We start from the raw sequence: 21,136 nt of genomic DNA on the forward strand, positions 1-21,136 counted from the left end.
GGTTAGACGCGCGTCGGCACCGACTCCGCCGTGGCCTGCTCGGCGCGGGAGAGCGCGGCGTCCCTGGTCTCGCGCATGGAGAGGTAGACGACGAGGGAGACGGCGGCGCAGCCGGAGACGTACCAGAAGAAACCGGACTCGATGCCGCTGTCCTTGAACCACAGCGCCACGTACTCGGCGGTGCCGCCGAACAGGGCGTTCGCGATGGCGTACGGGAGCGCCACGCCGAGCGCGCGCACGTGCGTCGGGAAGAGTTCGGCCTTCACCACGGCGTTGATCGAGGTGTAGCCGGTGACGATGATCAGCCCGATCAGCGACAGCACCAGGCCGCCGCCGAAGCCCTGCACGCCGCCGAGCGCGGTCATCAGCGGCACCGTCCCCACCATCGACCCGATGCCGAACGTGATCAGCAGCGGCCTGCGCCCGATCCGGTCCGACAGCCCGCCCGCCAGCGGCTGCAGGCACATGAAGATGAACAGCGCGCAGAAGCTCACCAGCGTGGCCGTCTCCTTGGCCAGGCCCGCCGTGTTCGACAGGTACTTGGTGAGGTAGGTGGTGTAGGTGTAGTACGCGACCGTGCCGCCCATCGTCAGCGCGATGACCAGCAGCGCCTCCTTCTTGTGCGCGAGCAGCTGCGCGATCGTGCCGCGGCCCTGCGAGGTCTCGCGCTCCTCCTCGTCGTACGCCTCCGTCTCCAGCAGGCTGCGGCGCAGGTAGAACACGACCGCGGCGGCCAGCGCGCCGACCACGAACGGGATGCGCCAGCCGTAGGAGCTCAGCGCCTCCTTCGACATCGAGTTCTGCAGGATGATCTGCAGGCCGAGGCCGACGAGCTGACCGGCGGTCATGGAGACGTACTGGAAGCTGGAGGCGAAGCCGCGCCGGCCGCGCGGGGTGGCCTCGGTGAGGTACGTGGCGCTGGCCGCGTACTCGCCGCCGACCGACAGGCCCTGCAGCAGGCGCGCCACCACCAGCACGAGCGCGCCGAAGTAGCCGACCGCCTCGTACGTCGGGGCGATGGCGATCAGCAGGGCGCTGGCCGACATCAGCGTGACGGTGAGCGTGAGCGCCGCCTTGCGGCCCTTCCTGTCGGCGTAGCGGCCGAGCAGCCAGCCGCCGAGCGGGCGCATGAAGAAGCCGACGGCGAAGATCGCGGCGGTGTTGAGCAGCTTCGCCGTGTCGTTGCCGTCGGGGAAGAAGGAAGCGGCGAAATAGATGGCGAAACTGCTGTAGACGAACCAGTCATACCATTCGACCATGTTGCCGATCGAGCCGCCGAGCACGGCTTTCCACGGCACGCGGGCCTTGCTCACGAAATACCTCCGGGGGGCTTCTGGGGGGAGTAGCTGCTGGCCAGAGCCTTACGTCAGAAGGATGTTCGGACAAGGGAGCGGGCGTCAGATCTAACGTGCGCTTAACATGGCGTTCTTACGCGTGCATTACCTCAGCGCTACGCGGGGCCGGCGGTTTCGCTGCTTCAGCGCGACGCTCGGCCGGCGTCTTCCCGCTACCTCAGACCGACGCTGGGCCGGCATCCTCCCGCTACCTCAGCGCAACGGGGGGCTGGCGTTCTTCGCCCGTTCCAGCGCCAGGGCGTCCCACCACTGGCCCGCTTCCGGGGACGCGACGCCGCGTTCCGGGTCCTTCTCCCCGTTCGTGCCGCGCCGGCACCGGCCGTCGGAGGTGCCCGGCCTGGCCACCCACAGGTAGGCGTCCACCAGTTCCTCGCCCGTCTCCGTCGTCGGCCGCTCGCCGACGCCTCTGCCCGGCGGGTTGCACCACGTCTGCGGGTCCTTGTAGGGCTTGTCCGTGCGCCAGGAGCCGCGGCCGTTCCTCGAGGTGTCCACGGCGAAGTGCGGCATGGACGCGGGGTCGACGTCGGCGTCCTTCGGGCAGTCTGCGCCCTTCGTCTTCAGGCGGACGGCGATGCAGGCCGACAGCTCCTCACCGTACGCGACGCTCTTGTCCGTGGCCGTGTAGGCGGAGGTGTTGACGATGAAGCCGTCCGCCTCGTCCACGCCCGCGCCGATGAGCCGCCCGGCCATGGTCTCGGTGCCCGGGTAGAGCGCCTGGCCGCCGTCGAGGTAGACGGCCGTGCGCGGGCCGGCCTTCAGGCTGCGTACCGCCTGGCGCAGGTCGCGGTAGCGCCGGCCGCCGTCGTCGGGGACCGGGCAGTTCGCGGCGCCGGGGAGCTTGACCAGGCTGGAGGGCTCCAGGACGACCACCGCCGGGGCCGGGCCAATCTGGCGCGCGATGCCGCTGATCCAGTCCTGGTACGTCCGCATCTCGGCGGTGGTCGCCGGGCGGCGGCAGTCGCTGCCGGGCATGCGGTTGATCAGGAAGACGGGGACGCCGCCCTCCTGCCGCGCGTTCGTGATCGTGTCGTCCACCTTCGCGCGGACCTCCGGCTCGCCGAGCCGGATGGCGTAGGGGACCGCGGCGAGTTTCCGCATCAGGGCGGCGTCCTGCGGGCGGTCCTTCTCCCAGAGCTCGGCCTGACGGGAGGCGTTGGGCTCGTCGGGGGCGTAGAACGTCACGTTGCCGGCGGCTCTGAGGGGGTTCTGACGGGTGGCCGGGGACTGCGGGGTGCCCGTTGCGGCCGTCGTGGCCTGGACGGCCGACTCGGTCTGAACAGCGGGGGTGTCGCCGGCGGCGGGGGTGGTCCTGGCGGCCGACGAGCCCCGGTCGCGCAGCACGACGGCCGCCGAGACACCGGCGACGGCCAGCACCACGGCGGTGCCCGCGACCAGAAGTTTGCGCCGCACCGGCGAGGAGGCGGGCGGCTCGATGGCAGGGGGCGGCAGCGGTGCACCGGGAGGCGGTGGGGTCGTATCGGACGGTGAAGGGGCGGTGCCGGAACGCGGCAAGGCGCCGGTGCCTGGAGGCGGAGTGGCGCCCGCGCCGTGAGGTGGGGTGGTCCCGGTGCCGTCGGGTGCCGGTGCCGGGTTGCCTGCGACAGGCGATGGTGGTGCCGGGGTTGCCAGGCCGGAGGGGGTGGGTTCCGGGCCGGGGGCGGTGATGTTGGCGGCGCTCAGCCGGTCCATGAGCTCCTGGGCCGTCGGGCGCCGGCCGGGGTTCTTGGTCAGGGACGCCAGCACCAGCTCACGCAGCGGCCCCGACAGGCCGCGCAGCTCGGGCGGCTCGTTGACGATGCGTAGCAGGATCGTCGGGATCGAGCCAGACCCGAACGGCGGCACGCCGCCGGCGGCGAAGGCGACCGTGCAGCCCCAGGAGAAGATGTCGGAGGCCGGGCCGATGTCGGAGCCCGCCACCTGCTCGGGCGACATGTACGACGGCGTCCCCACGATCGCGCTGCTCACCTCGGCGTCCGCCAGCCGCGCGATCCCGAAGTCGATGACCTTGGGCCCGACCTGCGACAGCAGCACGTTCGACGGCTTGAGATCGCGGTGCACGACCCCGGCCCCGTGGATGGCGTGCAGGGCCATCGCCATCGCGGCGGCCAGCCCGTCGAGGGCCGAGCCGGTCAGCGGGCCCGAGTCGCGCACGGCGTCCGCGAGACTGGGACCTTCGACGTATTCGGTGACGAGGTAGGCCGTCTCACCCTCCACGTCGGCGTCCAGCACGGGCGCGGTGCAGAAGCGGGCCACCCGCTTGGCCGCCTCCACCTCGCGGGCGAACCGCCGCCTGAAGTCGGAGTGCGCGTCCATCCTGGCGTGGATCAGCTTGACCGCCACCCGGGTGCCGTCAGGCCCCCGCCCCAGGTAGACGACGCCCATGCCGCCTTCGCCCAGCCGCCCGAGCAGCGCGTACGGCCCTGCCTGCCGCGGATCCTCGTCCCTCAGTGCCCGCACGGTCATAGACCGTCAGGTTAGCCAAGGAGGCGACGGATGATCCATGCCGTCCGCCCGGCTAGAGCGACAGCCGCCATCCGGTCCACTCGTCGAAGAGCACGAACCCCATGGCCTCGTTGATGGCGACCATGTGGGCGTTGGAGGTGGCGTTCCAGGTGATGACGCGGTCGATCGCGGGCTCGTTCGCCCGCATCAGGAACAGGTTGGCGAGCTTGAGCGCCAACCCCAGGCGGTGGCCCCGGTGCTCGCTCAGCACGGCCGTGTCCCCCTGCTCGGCCCAGCCGCCGGCGCGGTCGGTCGGGACGAAGATGCGGGTGTATCCGGCGGGAGCCCCGTCGCGGTCCCGGCGGGCGATCGTGGTGTAGCAGGTCTCGTCGGCGTACGGGATGCGTTCTTCGTAAGCGCGCACGAGGTCGATGCCATAGTCGATGGCACCGACGCCGCTGTCGCGCGGGGCGTCGTTCATGCCGGCCTTGACCGCCGAGAGATCGGGCAGCAACTCCGGCGTCGCCGGGCCGACCCAGCTCTCCAAACTGTAGCCCTCGACCGGCGGGTACATGGCCCGCAGGGCCGCCCAGTCGGCGTCGCGGAGGTCGAGGACGCGGCGCGCCTCCGCGAGCGCCACGGTCATGCCGTGCGCGCGGGCGAATCGGGTGCCCGTGCCGGCGACGGGGGTCACGGTGAGGAGCAGGCTCCTGCCGTGCGCGCGCATGCGGTCGAGGGCGTGCCCGAAGAGCATGGAGCCGAGACCGCGGCCGCGGTGCTCCGGGCGGACGGCGAGGGGGAAGATCGAGCCCATGTGCCGGTTGTCGGACTGGGGCAGCGACAGGGCGTAGCCGCCGGCGACCTTGCCGTCGCCGTCGCCGTCGACTAGAGCCCAGGCCTCGGCCCGGGCGGAGGGGGCGTGCGCGCAGACGTCGCGGCGGAACCGGGCGAGGGACAGCTCGGGCCCCGGGACGTCGGTGGAGGCCGCCGTGTGCGCCGCGTACAGGCCGGCGACGAGGTCGTCCTCCGGGCGGCGGGCGCCGGTGGGGCCCGGCCGGTCGGCGATGGCGATGGGCTGGATCCGCATGCCCTCAGCCAAACGCACGCCCACCGGCCGGGGCGAATGGTTTTACCGCGTGGTGCCCCACCACCCGTTCACCGGCGGTGGCTGCCCACCTGTGGTCTTACTGGGGAGAGCCGCATCCGGTTCACCTGGGGGCTGGTCCGGCTGAGGCTTCACTGGCGGTAGTTCTCCACCTCGCCGGCGGGGCGGGCGGCGGCGCCGTCGGGGTCCTCGCCCGCGCTGCGCCTGGCCCGGCGCTGCCTGAGCAGGTCCCAGCACTGGTCGAGGGCCGTCTCCAGTTCCTTGATGCGTGTGTGTTCCTCATCCGTGGTCACGTCGCCGGCCCGCAGCTTGTCGCGCAGGTCGTGCTCCTCGGAGACCAGTGCGCTGATCGTGGTGAGAATTTCGTCGTCCCGCATGCCCAAGACTCTAGTCACCTCGTGATAGAAAGCGCCCTATGTCTGGTATCGCGCTGGTAAGAAGGCCCGGCCCCAGAATCGCCGAGGGCATCGTCACGCATCTGGCGAGAGAGCCCGTGGACCACGAGCGGGCCGCCGTCCAGCACGATGCCTACGTGGCGGCGCTGGCCGCGAACGGATGGCGGCCGACCTACGTCGCGCCCGCCGACGACCTGCCCGACGGGCCGTTCGTGGAGGACATGCTGGTGATGTCGGGCCGGCTGGCCGTGCTGACCAGGCCAGGGGCGCCGGAGCGGCGGCCCGAGGTGGAGTCGGTGGCTCAGGCCGTGCGGGAGCTGGGCGTCCCGTCGGTCCGGATCGCCGCGCCCGGCACGCTGGACGGCGGCGACGTGCTCCAGGTCGGCCCCACCGTGTACGTCGGCAGGTCCGCCCGCACCGACGACGACGGCATCAGGCAGCTCACCGCCCTCCTGCCCGAGCGCAGCGTCGTGCCTGTCGAGCTGCGCGGCGTGCTGCACCTGAAGTCGGCGGTGACCGCGTTGCCCGACGGGACGCTGATCGGGGACCCGGACCAGGTGGACCTGCCCGGCCTGCTCGTGCCGGAGGAGGAGGCGGGCGCGCACGTGGTGGTGCTGGGCGAGGACCGGGTGCTGCTGGCCGCGTCGGCCCCACAGACCGCCGCGATGCTCGAAAAGCGCGGATTTTTCGTGACGAAGGTGGATATCTCGGAGTACGAGAAGCTGGAAGGCTGCGTGACCTGCCTCAGCGTCCTCGTCGCGGACTGACCCGGCTCAGAACGTGGGCTCAGAACGTGGGCTCAGAACCTGGGCGCAGGGCCTGGCTCAGGCGTTTCTCAGGATCTGAGATCCTGGACGGTCCACGGCGAGACGTCTGATACCGTTCATGGCATGCTGCGCGGTCTCCTTCTTAGCTGCCGCGGCGGGGGCCTCTAAGGCCGGCTCCCTCGCCGCGGAGCGAGTCGTGCGCGTCGGCCGCTTTCTTTTCTGAGACCGACGAGGAGCAGCAGACATGACCGCTCAGCAGCCCAGCCGCATGCCGATCCACCGCTACCAGCCGTTCGAGCCGGTAAGGCTGGCCGATCGCACCTGGCCCGGCAAGGTCATCACCGAGGCGCCCCGATGGTGCGCCGTCGACCTGCGCGACGGCAACCAGGCCCTGATCGACCCGATGGACTCCCACCGCAAGCTCCAGATGTTCGAGCTGCTGGTACGCATGGGCTACAAGGAGATCGAGGTGGGCTTCCCCGCCGCCTCGCAGACCGACTTCGACTTCGTCCGCCAGATCATCGAAGAGGACCGCATCCCCGGCGACGTGGTCATCCAGGTGCTGACGCAGGCCAGGCCCGAGCTCATCGAGCGCACCTTCGAGTCGATCCAGGGCGCGAAGCAGGCCATCGTCCACCTGTACAACTCGACCTCCACCCTCCAGCGCCGCGTGGTCTTCGGCCAGGACAAGGACGGCATCACCGCCATCGCGGTCGAGGGCGCCAAGCTGGTCAAGAAGCTCGCCGACGCCTCCGACGTCGACGTGCGCTTCCAGTACTCGCCCGAGTCGTTCACCGGCACCGAGCTGGACTACGCGGTCGAGGTGTGCGACGCGGTCAACGAGGTGTGGCAGCCGACCCCCGACCGCAAGGTCATCATCAACCTGCCGGCCACCGTCGAGATGGCCACCCCCAACGTCTACGCCGACCAGATCGAGTGGATGCACCGCAACCTCGCCCACCGCGACTCGATCGTCCTGTCGCTGCACCCGCACAACGACCGCGGCACCGCCGTGGCCGCCGCCGAGCTGGGCTACATGGCCGGCGCCGACCGCATCGAGGGCTGCCTGTTCGGCAACGGCGAGCGCACCGGCAACGTCTGCCTGGTCACCCTGGGCATGAACCTGTTCTCCCAGGGCGTCGACCCGCAGATCGACTTCAGTGACATCGACGAGATCCGCCGCGTCACCGAATACTGCAACCAGCTGCCCGTGCACCCGCGCCACCCGTGGGGCGGCGAGCTGGTCTACACCGCCTTCTCCGGCTCCCACCAGGACGCCATCAAGAAGGGCTTCGAGCACCTCGAACGCGACGCCGCGGCGGCCGGCGTGCCGGTCGAGCAGTTCACCTGGGCGGTGCCCTACCTGCCGATCGACCCGAAGGACATCGGCCGCTCCTACGAGGCGGTCATCCGGGTCAACAGCCAGTCGGGCAAGGGCGGGGTCGCCTACATCATGAAGGCCGACCACCAGCTCGACCTGCCGCGCCGGCTGCAGATCGAGTTCTCCAAGGTCGTGCAGGCGCGCACCGACAGCGAGGGCGGCGAGATCAGCCCCGCCGCCATGTTCGAGATCTTCCGCGACGAATACCTGCCCAACCCGGCCAACCGCTGGGGCCGCCTGAGCCTCATGGCCCACCGCCACGCCTCCACGGTGGACGACAAGGACCGCATCGGCGCCGACGTCCGCCTCGACGGGGAGATCCGCGAGATCGAGGGCACCGGCAACGGCCCGATCTCGGCCTTCGTCGACGCGATCGCGGGCATCGGCATTCAGGTGCGGGTGCTCGACTACGTGGAGCACGCGATGAGCGCGGGCAGCGACGCCAAGGCGGCGTCCTACCTGGAGTGCGAGGTCGACGGGCAGGTGCTGTGGGGTGTCGGCGTCGACGCCAACACCACGACGGCCTCGCTCAAGGCCATCATCTCCGCCGTCAACCGCGCCTCCCGCTGACACCCTCACCACCCTTTCGCTGACGGGCCCGTCCCTGCCGAGTGCGCTCGGTGGAGGCGGGCCCTCGCTCGTTCGCTCAGATGGCCGACGGCTGCCCGCATAGTGAACGTTGCGTATCTACGCGAAGAAACCTATGCTCCTTAGAGAACGCCTCGTTCTCTAAGGAGCGATCGCATGGGCCTAGTGCTGTCAGGCCTCATCCTGGCCATGCTGCTGGGCGCCCTCGACCAGACGATCATGGCGCCCGCCCTGCCCGCAGTCGCGGGCGACCTCGGCGGGATCGACCAGATGCCAGCCGTCGTCACCGCCTACGTCGTCGCCGCCACCGTCGTCATGCCCGTCTACGGCAAGCTCGGCGACCGATACGGGCGCAAGCCCACCATGCAGGTCGCCATCGTCGTCTTCGTCACCGGGGCGGTCCTGTGCGCGCTGGCCACGTCGATGCCGCAGTTCATCGTCTTCCGCGCCGTCCAGGGGCTGGGCGGGGGCGGGCTGATGATCGGGGCGCAGGCGATCATGGGCGAGATCGTCAGCCCGCGTGAGCGGGGCCGCTACCTCGGGTTCATCGGCGCCGCGTACGTCGTCGCCGCCGTGGGCGGGCCGCTGATCGGCGGGTTCTTCATCGACCGGCTGAGCTGGCGGTGGATCTTCGCCCTCTACCCGCCCCTCGGCCTGGTGGCGCTGGTCGTGCTGAGCGTCGCGCTCAAGCTGCCCAGCCCCCGGTCACGGGCGCCGCTGGACGTCGCGGGAGCCGTCACGCTGGCCGTCGCCGTTATTGGCGTGGTCATGGTCGGCCAGACCAGGAACCCGCTCTACCTGGTGCCGGCTGCGGCGGGCGTGGCCGGGTGGCTGGTCAGCGCACGCTTCGCCAAGGATCCGATCCTGCCGCTGCGGCTGTTCAGGGACCGGGCGTTCGCGGTGCCGGTCCTGATCAGCCTGCTCATCGGGTTCGCGCTGTTCGGCACGATCACGTACATGCCGGCGTACGTACAGATCGCGCTGCACACGAGCGCCACCCAGGCCGGCCTGCTGGTCACCGCGCTCATGGGCGGTGTCCTGTTCACCACCATCGCGTCCGGGCGGCTCATCACCAGGACCGGCACCTACAAGCCCTACCCCGTCGCGGGCACGGCGCTGGCGGCGGCCGGGCTCGGGGCGCTCGGCCTGGCGGCGGAATCGCCGCTCGGGCTGGCCCTGGCCATGCTGCTGACCGGGCTCGGCGTCGGGCTGGTCATGCAGGTCATGGTGCTGGCCGCGCAGAACGCGGTCGAGTACGCCGACCTGGGCACCGCCACCTCGTCGGTGACGTTCCTGCGCCAGATCGGCGCCTCGGCCGGGGTCGCGCTGGTGGGCGCGTTGATCACGGTGCGCTTTCCGGCGGGGATCCCGGCCTCCGTGCCGTCCGACCTGCCGGAGAGCGTCCGCGTGGCCTTCACCGAGGCCGTGCCGCCGGTGTTCGCCGCCATGGCGCCGCTGCTCGCCGTGGCGTTCCTGCTCGCGCTGGCGCTGCCGGCGCGTCCCCTTCGTACCACCGCCTATGCCGAGGAGAAGTCGTGAAACTCGTCGCACCCCTGAGCGCCTTCGACCGGGGCGACCTCGCCACGGCCGGTGGCAAGGGCGCCAACCTGGGAGAGCTGGTCAACAACGCCTTCCCGGTGCCTGACGGCTTCGTCGTCACCACGCAGGCGTACGAACAGGTCGCCCAGGACCGTAACAGCCGCGAGCAGCTCGAACAGGCCGAGCTGCCGGACGACCTGCGGCAGGCGATCGTCGGCGCCTACGCGGAGCTCGGCGGCGGGGCCGTGGCCGTGCGGTCGAGCGCAACCGCAGAGGACCTGCCGGGGGCCGCGTTCGCCGGCCAGCAGGACACCTACCTCAACGTCGTCGGCGAGCAGGCCCTGCTCGACGCGGTACGCCGCTGCTGGGGCTCGCTCTTCACCGAGCGCGCCGTCGCCTACCGGGCCCGGCTGGGCATCGACGACGCCGAGGTGCGGATCGCGGTGGTCGTGCAGAGCATGGTGCAGGCCGAGGCGGCGGGGGTGATGTTCACCGCCGATCCGGTGAGCGGCGACCGGACCAGGATCGTCGTCGACGCCAGCAGCGGCCTGGGCGAGGCGGTCGTCTCCGGCCTGGTGACGCCGGACCACTACGTGCTGCGCCGCTCGGGGGAGATCGACTTCACCCCCGGACGGCGCGAGGTGGTCATCCGCGGCGTGGAAGGCGGCGGGGTCGTGCACGAGAGCGGGGGCGCGGAGAGCGCGGAGCGGCTGCCGGACGCGGTGCTGACGGAGCTGGGCGGGCTGGCGCGGCGCGTGGCCGGGCACTTCGGCCGGCCGCAGGACATCGAGTGGGCCTACGCCAAGGGCCGCGTCCACCTGCTGCAGGCCCGCCCGATGACCGCGCTGCCGCCGCCTCCGGTGGGCCCGCTCAACCCCATCCGCCGCCGCCTCGCCACGGTGCTGATGGAGTACCTGCCGGTGCGGCCCTACCCGATCGACATGACGACCTGGCTCCCGTACGGGCCGGCGGGGCTGATGGGCAAGGTCACCCGCTACTTCGGCCTGCGGCAGGCGTTCGAGGGGTTCCTGGTGGAGGAGGACGGCGTCGTCTACCGGATCGTGCCGCCGTCCCCGAGCCCGAGCCCGCGGATGCTCGCGACGCCGTTCAAGGTGATGAGCAAGGCGAGGAAGTACGACCCCGCCTGCTGGACCGAGGACCCGCGCTTCCGCGACTACCTGGTGGCGACCGAGCGGCTGCGCGCCCGCGACCTGACAGCGATGTCGTGGCCCGAGCTCGTCCGCATGCCCAGGCAGGCGCTCGCCCTGGTCGACCCGGTGGCCGACCTGCGCATCGACTACCTGCCCGGCACCGGGCTCGCGCTGCTGCGGCTGATCCTGGCGCTGCGGCTGCTCGGGCTCGCGGAGTGGTACGGCCCGCTGATGGGTGGGACGCGTACCAGGACGAGCGACGCCAACCAGGCACTGGAACGGCTGGCGGAGGTCGCCAGGCGCACGGGAGCGCTGAAGGGCGGCCCGCAGCCGGAGGAGTTCCAGCGGGAGTTCGCCGCGTTCCTGACCGAGTACGGCCACCGCGAGAGCGCGAGCCCCATCCTCATCACCCCGCCCACCTGGTCGGAGGCCCCCGAGATCGTGCTCAGCCTGGTCGAGGTGCTGGCCGCCGAGCCGCCCAAGGACAGGCCGCAGGACCCGCTGGAACGCCTGCTCACCCACCCCCGGCTGCGCTCGGAGCGCCGGCGCGCCCGGATGACGCGCCGGGTGGTGGCGGCCCGCGCGGGCATCGCCTTCCGCGAGGACAGCCACCTCGCCTTCATGCTGCCGCATCCGATCCTGCGCAGGTCGCTGCTGGAGATGGGCCGCCGGCTGACCGAGCGGGGCGTGCTCGACCGGCCGGAGGCCCTCTTCCACCTGCGGCTGGAGGAGCTGGAGGAGATCAAGGACATCGCCGCCCTGCGCCCCGAGGACGCCGAGCGGCTGCGCGAGACGGCCAGGGCGCGCGCGGTCAAGCGCGAGCAGCTGTCCGGCGTGCGGCTCATCGACCCCGCCGAGGTCTTCGGCGCGGGGGACACCGGCGACGCGCTGATCACGGGCGCGCCGGCCGGGGGCGGCAGTGCGACCGGGCCGGTCAAGGTGATCAGGGAGCCCGCCGAGTTCGGCCGGCTCGCAGCCGGCGACGTGCTCGTGTGCCCGTACACGAACCCCTCGTGGACGCCGCTCTTTCAGCAGGCGGCGGCGGTGGTCGTCGACACCGGCGGCGCGGCCTCGCACGCGGCCATCGTGGCCAGGGAGTACGGCATCCCGGCCGTGATGGGCACGGGCACGGCGACGTCGGTGCTGGAGGACGGTCAGGTGGTGACCGTGAACGGCGACACCGGCGCGGTCACCGCGGCTCCTTAGAATGCATGCCATGGTCACCGACCACCGCAAGCTGCCACGCCGCCGGGGCGACGCGCTCAACGCGGCCATCTACCAGGCCACGCTCGACGAGCTGGCCGAGGTGGGCTACGCCGGGCTGACCATGGAGGGGGTGGCCGAGCGGGCCAAGGCCAGCAAGGCCTCGCTCTACCGGCGCTGGCCCACCCGGATCGAGCTGGTGATGGAGGCGGTCTACCAGAGCCTGCCGACGCCAGGGTGCTCGCCCGACCTGGGCAACCTCCGTGACGACCTGGTGGCCATGCTCAGCCTCACGGCGCAGGCCCTGTCGGGTCCCGCGGGCGAGGCCATGCGCGGGCTGCTCGGCGAGGCGCTGAGAGGCGAGTCGCCGCTGGGCACGCTGCGGCGCAACTCCCAGGGAACGGCCAGGCGGCTGATGGAGGAGGTCGTGCGGCGCGCGGTCGAGCGCGGCGAGGTGGATCCCGGCGACGTCACCCCGCTCCGCCTCGACTCGGGGCACGCGCTGCTGCGCCACCACTTCCTCTTCGAGGGGCCGCCCATCCCGGAGCGGCTCGTGGTCGAGATCGTGGACCAGGTGCTCATGCCGCTGCTCAGACCACGCGGCTGACCCCCGCCTGCTCGATCCGGCGCAGCATGCCGAGCTGCTCGCGCAGCGCGTCACGCCCGGTCTCGGTGATCCGGTACGGACTGTGCCGCTCCACCGACTGCACGGCCTCGATCAGGCCGTCCTCCTCCAGCCGCATCAGCGCCCCGTACAGGGTGCCCGGCTCCAGCGAGGTCCCCGAGAACTCCTCGATGTCGCCGATCATGCGATATCCGTGCTTCTGCCCCTCCGCGAGGCTGATGAGCACCAGCAGCGCCACGTCCGTGAAGCGGCTGAGCGCTTGGTTCCCGCGAGCCATCCCCTCAGTAAAAGTGAGTGAGGGTCACCGGGCAAGACCCATCGTCTCGGCCATGGTCAGCATCGAGTGGCCGAAGGCCGTGCGCCTGTGCTCGATCGTGTTGTTGAACTGGCCGAACACCTCGAAGCTGACCCAGCCGTACGTCGCGGTCCACGCGGTGACGGCGCGCCAGATCACCGCGTCGGGGACTTCCGGCATGAGGGCGCGCAGGCCGGCCGTGTCCGGCTCCAGCTCGTCCGGCGGCCCGGCCTCGGGGGCGCGCACCGCGCCCGCCTGCCAGGCGTCGCGGACGATGCCGGCCAGCACGGTGAGGTCGCGTACGCGGGCCGCGATCGTGTCTTGTGGCGCCTGGTAGCCGGGCACGGGGGAGCCGTAGATCAGCGCGTATTCGTGCGGGTGGGCCACCGCCCAGTCGCGCACGCCGTGGCAGGCCGCCAGCCACCGGCCGAGATGGTCGGCGCGCGGGGCCGCCGCCTCGGCCTGCTCGACGGCCTCGCCGAGCGCGTTGTAGGAGTCGATGATCAGCGTGGTGAGCAGGTCGTCGCGGCTCGGGAAATAGCGGTAGATGGCCGAGGAGACCATGCCCATCTCCCGCGCCACGGCCCGCAGTGACAGGCCGCCCGCCCCTTCCGTGGCGAGCCGGCGCCGCGCGATGTCGGTGATCTCTCTGGTGAGTTCGGCCCTGACGCGTTCTCTGGCGGTACGGCTGGCTGTCATGCTCGGCAGGTTACCAGAGCGGCGCAAGCAAACGAGAGCACTGCTCTTGACGACTGGCGCTCTCTTGAGAGAGCATTGCTCTCGTAAGTGAACGCCTGAACGCCTGAACGCCGGAGGCCCCCATGCTCGCCCTCGCCAAGCACGCCAACGCCCTGCTGATGTTCCTGCTGGAGCTCGGCGTGCTGGCCTCCGTCGCGTACTGGGGGTTCACGCTCAGCCCGAACTGGGCCGTCAAGCTGCTGGCCGGGATCGGTGGCCCGGCCCTGTTCATCGCCGCGTGGGCGCTGTTCGGGGCCGGTGGCGGCGAGAACGCCGTCTACCCGCTGACCGGCCTGGCCCGTGCCGCCCTGGAGATCCTCTGGTTCGGCGGCGGCGCTCTGGCGCTCTACGCCTCCGGGATGCTCACCTCCGCCGCCGTCTTCGCCGCGCTCTTCGTCCTCAACGCCGTCCTGCGCCTCGTCTGGAATCAGAGCTGAGCTCCCGGTACGGCTACGCTCGACCCGTGAAGACAGCCATGATCGGCCTGGGCGACATCGCGGAGAAGGCGTACCTGCCCGTGCTGGCCGCCCAGCCCGCCCTCGACCTGCACCTGTGCACCCGCGACGAGGCCAGGCTCGACCGGCTCGGCGACGCCCACCGCATCGCGGCCCGGTTCACCCGCGTCGACGAGGTGATCAAGGCCGGGGTCGAGGCGGCGTTCGTGCACGCCGCCACCGAGGCCCATCCCGAGATCGTCGAGGCGCTGCTCGAAGCCGGGATCCACGTCTACGTCGACAAGCCCATCGCCTACACCCTGGCCGAGTCCGAGCGCCTGGTGCGCCTGGCCAGGACCGCCGGCAGGTCGCTGATGGTCGGCTTCAACCGCCGCCACGCCCCCGGCTACGTCTCGCTGGCCGCCCACCCCCGGCACCTCGTCGTCATGCAGAAGAACCGGCACGATCTGCCCGACACCCCGCGCCGGGCCGTCTTCGACGACTTCATCCACGTGGCCGACACGCTCAGGTTCCTCGCCCCGGGCGAGGTCACCGGCACCACGATCAGGACCCGCGTTCGTGACGGGCTCATCGAGCACATCGTCCTGGAGCTGTCGGGCGACGGCTTCACCGCCCTCGGCGTCATGAACCGGGTGAGCGGCGCGAGCGAGGAGACCTGCGAGGCGATGGGCGACGGCCGCAAGCGCCGCGTGGTCAACCTCGGCGACGTCGTCGACTACCAGGGCGGCGAGGAGCTGGCCAGGCGGCCTGACTGGGTGCCGGTGGCCAGGCAGCGCGGCATCGAGCAGATCTGCCTGGAGTTCCTGGCCGCCGTGCGCGCGGACCGCCGGATCGACCCGGGCGACGCCCTGGCCACCCACGCCCTCTGTGAGCAGATCGTCGCCCAGGCGACTTGATCCGCCCCGGCCGCGCGGCTCTGCTTCGGCGGCGCGGCTCCGGCTCGGCCGTGCGGCTCAGAGGGAGCGCGGGTCAGCCGGTCGGGGTGAGCAGGCGCATCGCGCGGTCGGCCCTGGCCAGCATCCGGCCGAACCTGTCGCCCAGCCGGGTCAGCACGGTATAGCCCTTGGCGTCGCTCAGCGGGCTGGAGGACGACACGACGCCCGCCACCGAGCCCCCGTACAGCGCGGGCCCGCCGCTGCCGCCGGCGGCGGCGTGGCAGTTGCGGGTCACCATCAGCCCGGGCCCCTCCGAGACGCCCTCGACGGTGTCGCCCACGCACCGGTACATCTTGGTGCCCGGATAACCCCGGCCCACCGGATAGCCGAGCAGCTCAAGCCCGCGCAACTTGGTGCCCCTGGCCGTGGGCATGGGCGGCAGCCCCCGCCCGGTCACGTCCTCCAGCGGGCGCTTGCGGCGCACGACTCCGACCAGGCCCACGTCGTACGGCAGCAGCTCGGAGGAGAACGGCCTGCTGCGCCAGCGCGCCGGCACCCACGTGCGCACGACGGGCCAGACCCCGAGCGGCGGCCGGCCCCTGTCGTAGCCCGGCAGGAACGCCAGCCGTTCGAGCAGCCGGCCGTCGTGATAGAGGCAGTGGGCCGCCGTCAGCACCAGGCTGCGGCTGCGCGAGCCGATCACCGTGCCCCCGCACAGCACGTCGGTCTTCGCGACGGGATCGTGGCCGAGCAGCACCCCGGTCAGCCGCCGCGCCCCCGTGTAGGGACGCGGGACCGGCGCGTAGCCCAGGCGGTCGCCGTCAGGCGTCAGCACGCGGGGAACGGGGACGTTGCGTTGGGACACCTCGGTGAGGGCGGCTGGATCGAGCAGGACCAGAGAGAGCACCAACCTGAGCACCGCTCCACTCTAAGGGGAAGATGATCAATGTTCTGACCTGCGACATCAATGTTTGCCGAAGGTCTGCAGAAAGCCTCGGCCTTCAGACCGGGATGGATGTGGTCCTCGAAGGGGGTGGCCCGCCGGAGGCGTGGCGTGGCGGGGCGCGTGGCGCGGAGCTTGAAGCGGTCAGGTGGGGCGGCGCTGTTGTTCGATGTATGCCTTGATGAGGGTGTGCGGGGCTTCGCCGCAGGATGCGGCGAGGTAGGACGGCGACCAGAGGGGGTCCTTCATGGGGACGTGGCTGAGGCGGCCGGTGAACTCTTTGCGCAGGTAGTGGGATGAGACGCCCTTGAGGGAGTTGACGAGGTTGGAGACGGCCATCTTGGGTGGGTAGTGGACGAGCAGGTGGACGTGGTCGTCTGCGCCGTTGAACTCGCGTAGTTCGGCTTCAAAGTTGTCGCATGGTCTGGCTGTGCTGGCGGGGCGGAAGTATCGCGTGGAGTTCGACCCCGGGCAGCGGATCTTCGCGGAGCGGTTGGGCGGGATCTGCCGCAGCGTGTGGAACACCGGTCTCCAGCAGCGCCGCGAGTACCGCAAGCGGGGCGGGCGCCTCGGCTACGCCGAGCAGTGCGCGCAACTCGCCGACGCGAAAAAGGACCCGTACTGCGCCTGGCTGGCCGACGCTCCCGCCCAGGTCATCCAGCAGATCCTCAAAGACCTGGATCAGGCGTGCTCTCGGCACGGCACCTGGAAGGTCAACTGGAAGTCGAAAACCAGATGGAAGCCGTCCTTTCGGTTCCCCACCGCGAAACATATCCCCGTGGAGCGGATCAACCGCACGTGGGGGCGGGTGTTCTTGCCCAAATTCGGGTGGGTGAAGTTCCGGATGTCGCGTCCGCTGGGTGGAGTGGTGAAATCGGCGACCGTCTCCCTCGACGGGGAGTTCTTCGATCGTCGCCACGCCACCACCGATGGTGTCTCCAGCTGGGTGATACCCCCGGCCGCCAAGCAGGACCGGACATCCGATCTGGGCTATCTCACTCGTGGTGAAGCAGAACGGTATCTGCGGCTGCAGCGCCGGCTGGCCCGCAGCGCGAAGGGCTCCAAGCGGCGCAAGGCGATCATCGCTCGGCTGGGTGAGATCATGCACCGGGTCAGATGGCGGCGCAGCGACTTCAACGCCCAGACCGCGCACCGACTTACCCGCGACTACGGCGTGGTGATCCTCGAAGACTTGAAGACGACGAACCTGACCAGCGCCGCGCGGCCGAAACCCGACCCCGGCCGCCCTGGCGCTTTCTTGCCCAACGGGCGGGCCGCGAAGTCCGGCCTGAACAAGGCGATCCTGGACAAGGGCTGGTACGGGTTGGAGATAGCGCTGCGGTCCAAGGCTCGCTACACCGGGACGGTGATCGCTGAGGTTCCGGCCCCGTACACCTCACAGACCTGCCCGGCACCGGCCTGCGGGGTGGTGGATGGGAAGAGCCGCAAGAGCCAAGCACTCTTCTCCTGCACCGCCTGCGGGCATACCGAGCACGCCGACATCGTCGGGGCCAAGAACACGCTAGCGAAGTATCAGGCGGCCGGGCTGGTCGTCTCAGGGCGTGGAGACCCATCCGGGTCCGTGAAGCGCCAAGCACCCCGTTCCACAGCACGGGCCGCGCCAGCGGCACGAACTGCCGCGTGAGCGGCACGGGAACCTCCGTTCTTCAGGGCGGAGAGCAAGTCAACCTATCTTGTGTACGCCGAACCCAGGGCCCGCAGCCGCTCGTGCGCCGACTCGTAGACCGCCGCCCGGCCGAGGAACTCCTTGGGGATCTTGGCGACCATCGTGTAGTTGGTGTCGCACACGTTGCCGACCGGCGCCTGCCCGGCCTGGCTGACGAGCTGGTAGGCGTCCAGCGTGTCCAGCCCGGTCAGCTCCGAGGTCCAGGTGACGAGGTCGTGCTGGCTGATCCGGTACGCGTCCTCCAGCGGCCTGGCCGAACCCGTGGACATCAGGTGCAGGTCGTCCTCCAGCCGGGGCCACGGCGTGGCCATGCCCTTGATCAGCTCGACCGCGACCACGGTGTTCATGGCCGACTCCACCGCCGTGCCGCACACCTCGCCGTGCCCCTGCCGCCCGTGGCCGTCGCCGATCGAGAACAGGCCGCCCTCGACGTTGACGCCCAGGTAGACGGTGACGCCCGCGCGCAGCTCCGGGGTGTCCATGTTGCCGCCGTGCGCGTCGGGGGTGATCGTCATGCGGGCCTCGTTCGCGGCGGGGGCCACGCCGACCGTGCCGTGCATCGGGTCGAGCGGCAGCGCCACGCTGAAGTCGCTGTTGCGGGCGTGGTAGACGGCCACGCCCCGGTCGAGGTCGATGTCGTAGCGCCAGACGCGCTCCTCCAGCGGCGGCTGCAGCATGGCCGTGGTGTGCGTGCCGGTCAGCGCGCCGAAGTGGGGGAACGTCGTGGACACCGCCCAGTCCCTGGCCGGGGTGATGGAGACGAAGTGCAGCGCCAGGGTGTCGCCAGGCTCGGCGCCCTCGACGTGGAAGGGCCCGGTCACGGGGTTGAGGTAGGGGAACTCGCACACCCGCGAGGGCAGGTCGTCCACGCTCCTGACCAGGCCGCCGAAGCAGTCCTCCGTGTACAGCTCCATGATCGTGCCCGGCCGCACCTTGCCGACGGCCGGGCGCCCACCGAAGGTGTAGCTCAGCTCTTCTGGCGAGGGATGGTACGAGACGACGTTCACATGACCTCCTTGGGAAGGACGGGCCCGCGGCCCGACAGGTACGACAGGCCGAGCACGACGAGACCGGCGGCCAGCCAGATGCCGCCGGCCCACTGGGCCGCGACGTTCTGGTTGATCACCACGGCCACCAGGATGCCGAAGCCGATCACGGGCGCGACCAGGTGCGCCCAGTAATTGCGGCTGCCCTGCCTGATCGCGTAGTGGACGACCACGGCCACGTGCAGGAGCAGGAAGGCGGTCATGGCGCCGAAGTTGACCAGCGAGGTCAGCTCCCCGGCGCCCTGCTCCCTGGTGCTCATGAACAGGCCCACGGCCAGCGATATACCCGCGACCACGAACGTGGCGTTCACCGGCACCTGCCGCTTCGGGTCCACCTTGGCCAGGAAGCCGGGCAGCTGCCGGTCGCGGGCCATGGCGAACAGCAGCCGCGAGGTGGCCGCCTGCGCGACCAGCGAGTTGGCGAAGCCCCAGGCGATGGCGGTGGCCACGGCGGTGAGCACCGCCAGCCACTGCCCGCCGGCGAACGCGGCGGTGTCGTAGAAGGCGTTGCCGGTGAGGTCGCCCTCGGCGATCAGCTTGTCCCTGCCGGGGGTGAGCAGCGCCGCCACCCACGTCTGCACCACGAACAGCACGGCCGCCACGCCGAGCGCGGCGACCATGGAGCGGCCGAGCCGCCTGGCGTCCTCGCGGTTCTCCTCCGCCAGCGTGGAGATGCCGTCGAAGCCGAGGAACGACAGCACCGCCACCGACGCGGCGGCGAACACGACGCTCCAGGTGAAGGAGGAGGACTCGAAGATCGGGGAGAACGCGCCCGCCTGGCCCTTGCCCTGGGCCAGCGCGACGCCGCCGACGACCAGGAAGATCGCCAGCACGGCCAGTTCGGCGACCAGCATGACCCGGGTGATCCTGGCCGTCATCTGGATGCCGAGGTAGTTGATGCCGGTGTTGAGCAGCACGAACATGACCAGCCACGCCCAGACGGGGATCGCGGGCACGAAGGAGTTCATGGCGCCGCTGGCGATCAGGTAGAGCAGCGAGGGTACGAGCACGTAGTCCAGCAGGATCGCCCAGCCGGCCATGAACCCGACCGGGGCCGCGATGCCGCGCCCGGCGTAGGTGTAGACCGACCCGGCCATCGGGAAGGCCCGCGCCATCTGCGCGTACGACAGCGCCGTGAACGCCATCGCCAGCAGCCCGATCACGTACGCCAGCGCCACCATCCCGTGCGAGGCGGAGAAGACGTAGCCGAAGATGCCGAAGGGCGCGATCGGCACCATGAAGATCAAGCCGTAGATCATCAGGTCGGCGAAGCCGAGGGTACGCTTCAGCTCCTGCCGGTAGCCGAACTGTTCGATGGTGCTCATGGACGGCTCCTTGCTGCCTGGGGGGCTGCGCGGGGGGGCATGCGCTTGGGGCATGCACGGGGTGCTTGGGGGCTGCCCGGGGGCGTTTCGCACCTTAGAGCCAAAGCTTTCTATTGGAAAGGTTTCTCTAGAAAGAAACTCAGGCCGTCGGCCCTGCCCAGGTGGACGGGATGGCGGACCTGCCGGTCGAGCAGCGTGACCGTGCCGCGCGCGCTCGTGATCGTGGCCCCGTCGGCCGCCGCGTCCAGCGCCGGCACCGCCAGCGAGCCGGCCCGCGCGCTCAGGGCGGTCAGCATGGCCACCGCCTCGTAGCAGCCGTGGCCGTGGGCGTTGAGCGAGGGGGCGTCCTGGCCGAACCTGGCCGCGTACCGCTGCGCGAAGTCGAGGCTGGCCGTGGTCGGCAGGCCGCGGAAGTAGCCCATGGAGGCGTACAGGCCGCCGGTCGCGTCGCCGCCGATGCCGAGCAGGCCGTGCTCCTCCAGCGCGCCGCACAGCCGGGCCGCGGTCAGGCCGGAGTCCGCGTACGCGCGGTTGAAGTCGATCAGGTCGCTGCCGATCAGCGTCAGCAGGATGGCGTCCGGCCTGACCTCGGCCACCCGCTCCAGCCGGCGCACCGCCTGGCCGTTCGCGACGAGGCTCTCGCCGACCACGCTCGCCCCCGCCTCCCGCAGCCTCCTGCGGGCGCTGGCGTGCACCAGGCGCGGCCAGATGTAGTCGTTGCCCAGCAGGTACCATCTGCGCGCCCGCCGGGTGCCGGCCAGCCACTCGATGCCGGGGGCGAGCTGCCGGTCGGGGGTCTCGCCCAGGAAGTAGACGCCGGGCGCGCGGCCGCCGCCCTCGTACGGCGGCGCGTACACGAACGGCACCCGCCCCGCGATGGCGGCCACCACCTCCACCCGCACGTCGCTCGCGTGCGCCCCGACCGCCGCCTGCACCGTGCCCGTCCGGACCAGCCCCGCCACCTCGGCCGCCACCACCCGGGCGGGACGCCCGCCGTCCACGAGGACCAGCTCCACCGGCCGGCCCAGCACGCCGCCCCGGTCGTTGACCTCCTCGGCGGCCAGCACGGCGCAGTTGATCGCGCACGGCCCCATGAGCCCCAGCACGCCGGAGACGGGCACGATCAGCGCGACCCTGACCGAGCCCGACGGGAGGAGTCGTGCTTCGAAGGGATCGACCATCGGCGCCACGCCGACGAGTATCCTCCCTTCAAGCTCCCCG

18 protein-coding genes and 1 pseudogene are annotated in these 21,136 nt (G+C 71.2%); 8 read left to right on the plus strand and 11 right to left on the minus strand.

All coding sequences use genetic code 11. The features are described from left to right. Window positions 1–2: 2 nt before the first annotated feature. The 4 genes from AB0C28_RS15615 to AB0C28_RS15630 form a co-directional block, all read right to left on the minus strand. Window positions 3–1,313, minus strand: a complete 1,311-nt coding sequence (locus AB0C28_RS15615; RefSeq protein ID WP_357837091.1) for an MFS transporter — start codon at window positions 1,311–1,313, stop codon at window positions 3–5. Between the two features lie 234 nt (window positions 1,314–1,547). Beyond that, a complete protein-coding gene (locus AB0C28_RS15620; RefSeq protein WP_358074914.1) occupies window positions 1,548–3,818 on the minus strand; it encodes a glycoside hydrolase family 6 protein in 2,271 nt (756 codons plus the stop codon). Between the two features lie 52 nt (window positions 3,819–3,870). Beyond that, window positions 3,871–4,884, minus strand: coding sequence for a GNAT family N-acetyltransferase (locus AB0C28_RS15625; protein WP_358074917.1), 1,014 nt, complete (start codon window positions 4,882–4,884; stop codon window positions 3,871–3,873). A 149-nt stretch (window positions 4,885–5,033) separates the two neighbouring features. Then, entirely contained in the window at window positions 5,034–5,279 is a 246-nt protein-coding gene (locus tag AB0C28_RS15630; RefSeq protein WP_357837082.1) for a DUF2630 family protein, read from the minus strand. A gap of 38 nt (window positions 5,280–5,317) precedes the next feature. Between AB0C28_RS15630 and ddaH the strand changes: the two genes are divergently transcribed. The 5 genes from ddaH to AB0C28_RS15655 all read left to right on the plus strand — a co-directional run bounded on the left by ddaH (window position 5,318) and on the right by AB0C28_RS15655 (window position 12,533). Then, the gene (ddaH, locus tag AB0C28_RS15635; protein ID WP_358074920.1) at window positions 5,318–6,064 is read left to right on the plus strand and encodes a dimethylargininase; all 747 of its coding nucleotides are present in this window, start codon (window positions 5,318–5,320) and stop codon (window positions 6,062–6,064) included. A 244-nt stretch (window positions 6,065–6,308) separates the two neighbouring features. Beyond that, the gene (leuA, locus tag AB0C28_RS15640) at window positions 6,309–8,015 is read left to right on the plus strand and encodes a 2-isopropylmalate synthase (RefSeq protein ID WP_358074923.1); all 1,707 of its coding nucleotides are present in this window, start codon (window positions 6,309–6,311) and stop codon (window positions 8,013–8,015) included. A gap of 174 nt (window positions 8,016–8,189) precedes the next feature. Next, a complete protein-coding gene (locus tag AB0C28_RS15645) occupies window positions 8,190–9,572 on the plus strand; it encodes an MFS transporter (protein ID WP_358074926.1) in 1,383 nt (460 codons plus the stop codon). Beyond that, a complete protein-coding gene (locus tag AB0C28_RS15650; RefSeq protein ID WP_357837070.1) occupies window positions 9,569–11,929 on the plus strand; it encodes a PEP/pyruvate-binding domain-containing protein in 2,361 nt (786 codons plus the stop codon). Before AB0C28_RS15645 ends, AB0C28_RS15650 begins: the two co-directional genes overlap by 4 nt. A gap of 10 nt (window positions 11,930–11,939) precedes the next feature. Beyond that, entirely contained in the window at window positions 11,940–12,533 is a 594-nt protein-coding gene (locus AB0C28_RS15655) for a TetR/AcrR family transcriptional regulator (RefSeq protein ID WP_357837067.1), read from the plus strand. Here the strand turns inward: AB0C28_RS15655 and AB0C28_RS15660 are convergent. Continuing rightward, on the minus strand, window positions 12,517–12,828 hold the full coding sequence (locus AB0C28_RS15660) for a PadR family transcriptional regulator (RefSeq protein WP_357837064.1): 312 nt from the start codon (window positions 12,826–12,828) through the stop codon (window positions 12,517–12,519). The genes AB0C28_RS15655 and AB0C28_RS15660 overlap by 17 nt on opposite strands. Before the next feature lie 24 nt (window positions 12,829–12,852). Further along, window positions 12,853–13,545, minus strand: coding sequence for a TetR/AcrR family transcriptional regulator (locus tag AB0C28_RS15665; RefSeq protein WP_357837061.1), 693 nt, complete (start codon window positions 13,543–13,545; stop codon window positions 12,853–12,855). Window positions 13,546–13,667: 122 nt separating this feature from the next. Between AB0C28_RS15665 and AB0C28_RS15670 the strand changes: the two genes are divergently transcribed. Continuing rightward, the gene (locus AB0C28_RS15670; RefSeq protein ID WP_346106355.1) at window positions 13,668–14,021 is read left to right on the plus strand and encodes a YrdB family protein; all 354 of its coding nucleotides are present in this window, start codon (window positions 13,668–13,670) and stop codon (window positions 14,019–14,021) included. A gap of 26 nt (window positions 14,022–14,047) precedes the next feature. Continuing rightward, complete coding sequence (locus AB0C28_RS15675; protein ID WP_357837057.1) at window positions 14,048–14,935, plus strand: Gfo/Idh/MocA family oxidoreductase; 888 nt, start codon at window positions 14,048–14,050, stop codon at window positions 14,933–14,935. 73 nt (window positions 14,936–15,008) lie between these two features. Here the strand turns inward: AB0C28_RS15675 and AB0C28_RS15680 are convergent, their stop codons facing one another. Together AB0C28_RS15680 and tnpA are read right to left on the minus strand one after the other, a co-directional pair. After that, window positions 15,009–15,833: a hypothetical protein gene (locus tag AB0C28_RS15680; RefSeq protein WP_357837055.1), complete on the minus strand. Its 825-nt coding sequence runs from the start codon at window positions 15,831–15,833 to the stop codon at window positions 15,009–15,011. Between the two features lie 168 nt (window positions 15,834–16,001). Further along, window positions 16,002–16,277: pseudogene (tnpA, locus tag AB0C28_RS15685) on the minus strand (IS200/IS605 family transposase); the annotation flags it as partial. Between the two features lie 10 nt (window positions 16,278–16,287). On the opposite strand from tnpA, the gene AB0C28_RS15690 reads away from it, so the two are divergent. Further along, window positions 16,288–17,502, plus strand: coding sequence for a transposase (locus tag AB0C28_RS15690; RefSeq protein ID WP_357837052.1), 1,215 nt, complete (start codon window positions 16,288–16,290; stop codon window positions 17,500–17,502). Window positions 17,503–17,546: 44 nt separating this feature from the next. On the opposite strand, the gene AB0C28_RS15695 is transcribed toward AB0C28_RS15690, so the two are convergent. The 3 genes from AB0C28_RS15695 to AB0C28_RS15705 form a co-directional block, all read right to left on the minus strand. Further along, entirely contained in the window at window positions 17,547–18,551 is a 1,005-nt protein-coding gene (locus AB0C28_RS15695) for an acetamidase/formamidase family protein (RefSeq protein WP_357837049.1), read from the minus strand. Beyond that, a complete protein-coding gene (locus AB0C28_RS15700) occupies window positions 18,548–19,915 on the minus strand; it encodes an APC family permease (protein WP_358074929.1) in 1,368 nt (455 codons plus the stop codon). Before AB0C28_RS15700 ends, AB0C28_RS15695 begins: the two co-directional genes overlap by 4 nt. A gap of 110 nt (window positions 19,916–20,025) precedes the next feature. After that, a complete protein-coding gene (locus tag AB0C28_RS15705) occupies window positions 20,026–21,096 on the minus strand; it encodes a substrate-binding domain-containing protein (protein ID WP_358075505.1) in 1,071 nt (356 codons plus the stop codon). Window positions 21,097–21,136: the final 40 nt, after the last annotated feature.

The organism is Nonomuraea sp. NPDC048892 (genome assembly GCF_040649735.1).
Classification (GTDB): Bacteria; Actinomycetota; Actinomycetes; order Streptosporangiales; family Streptosporangiaceae; genus Nonomuraea; species Nonomuraea maheshkhaliensis.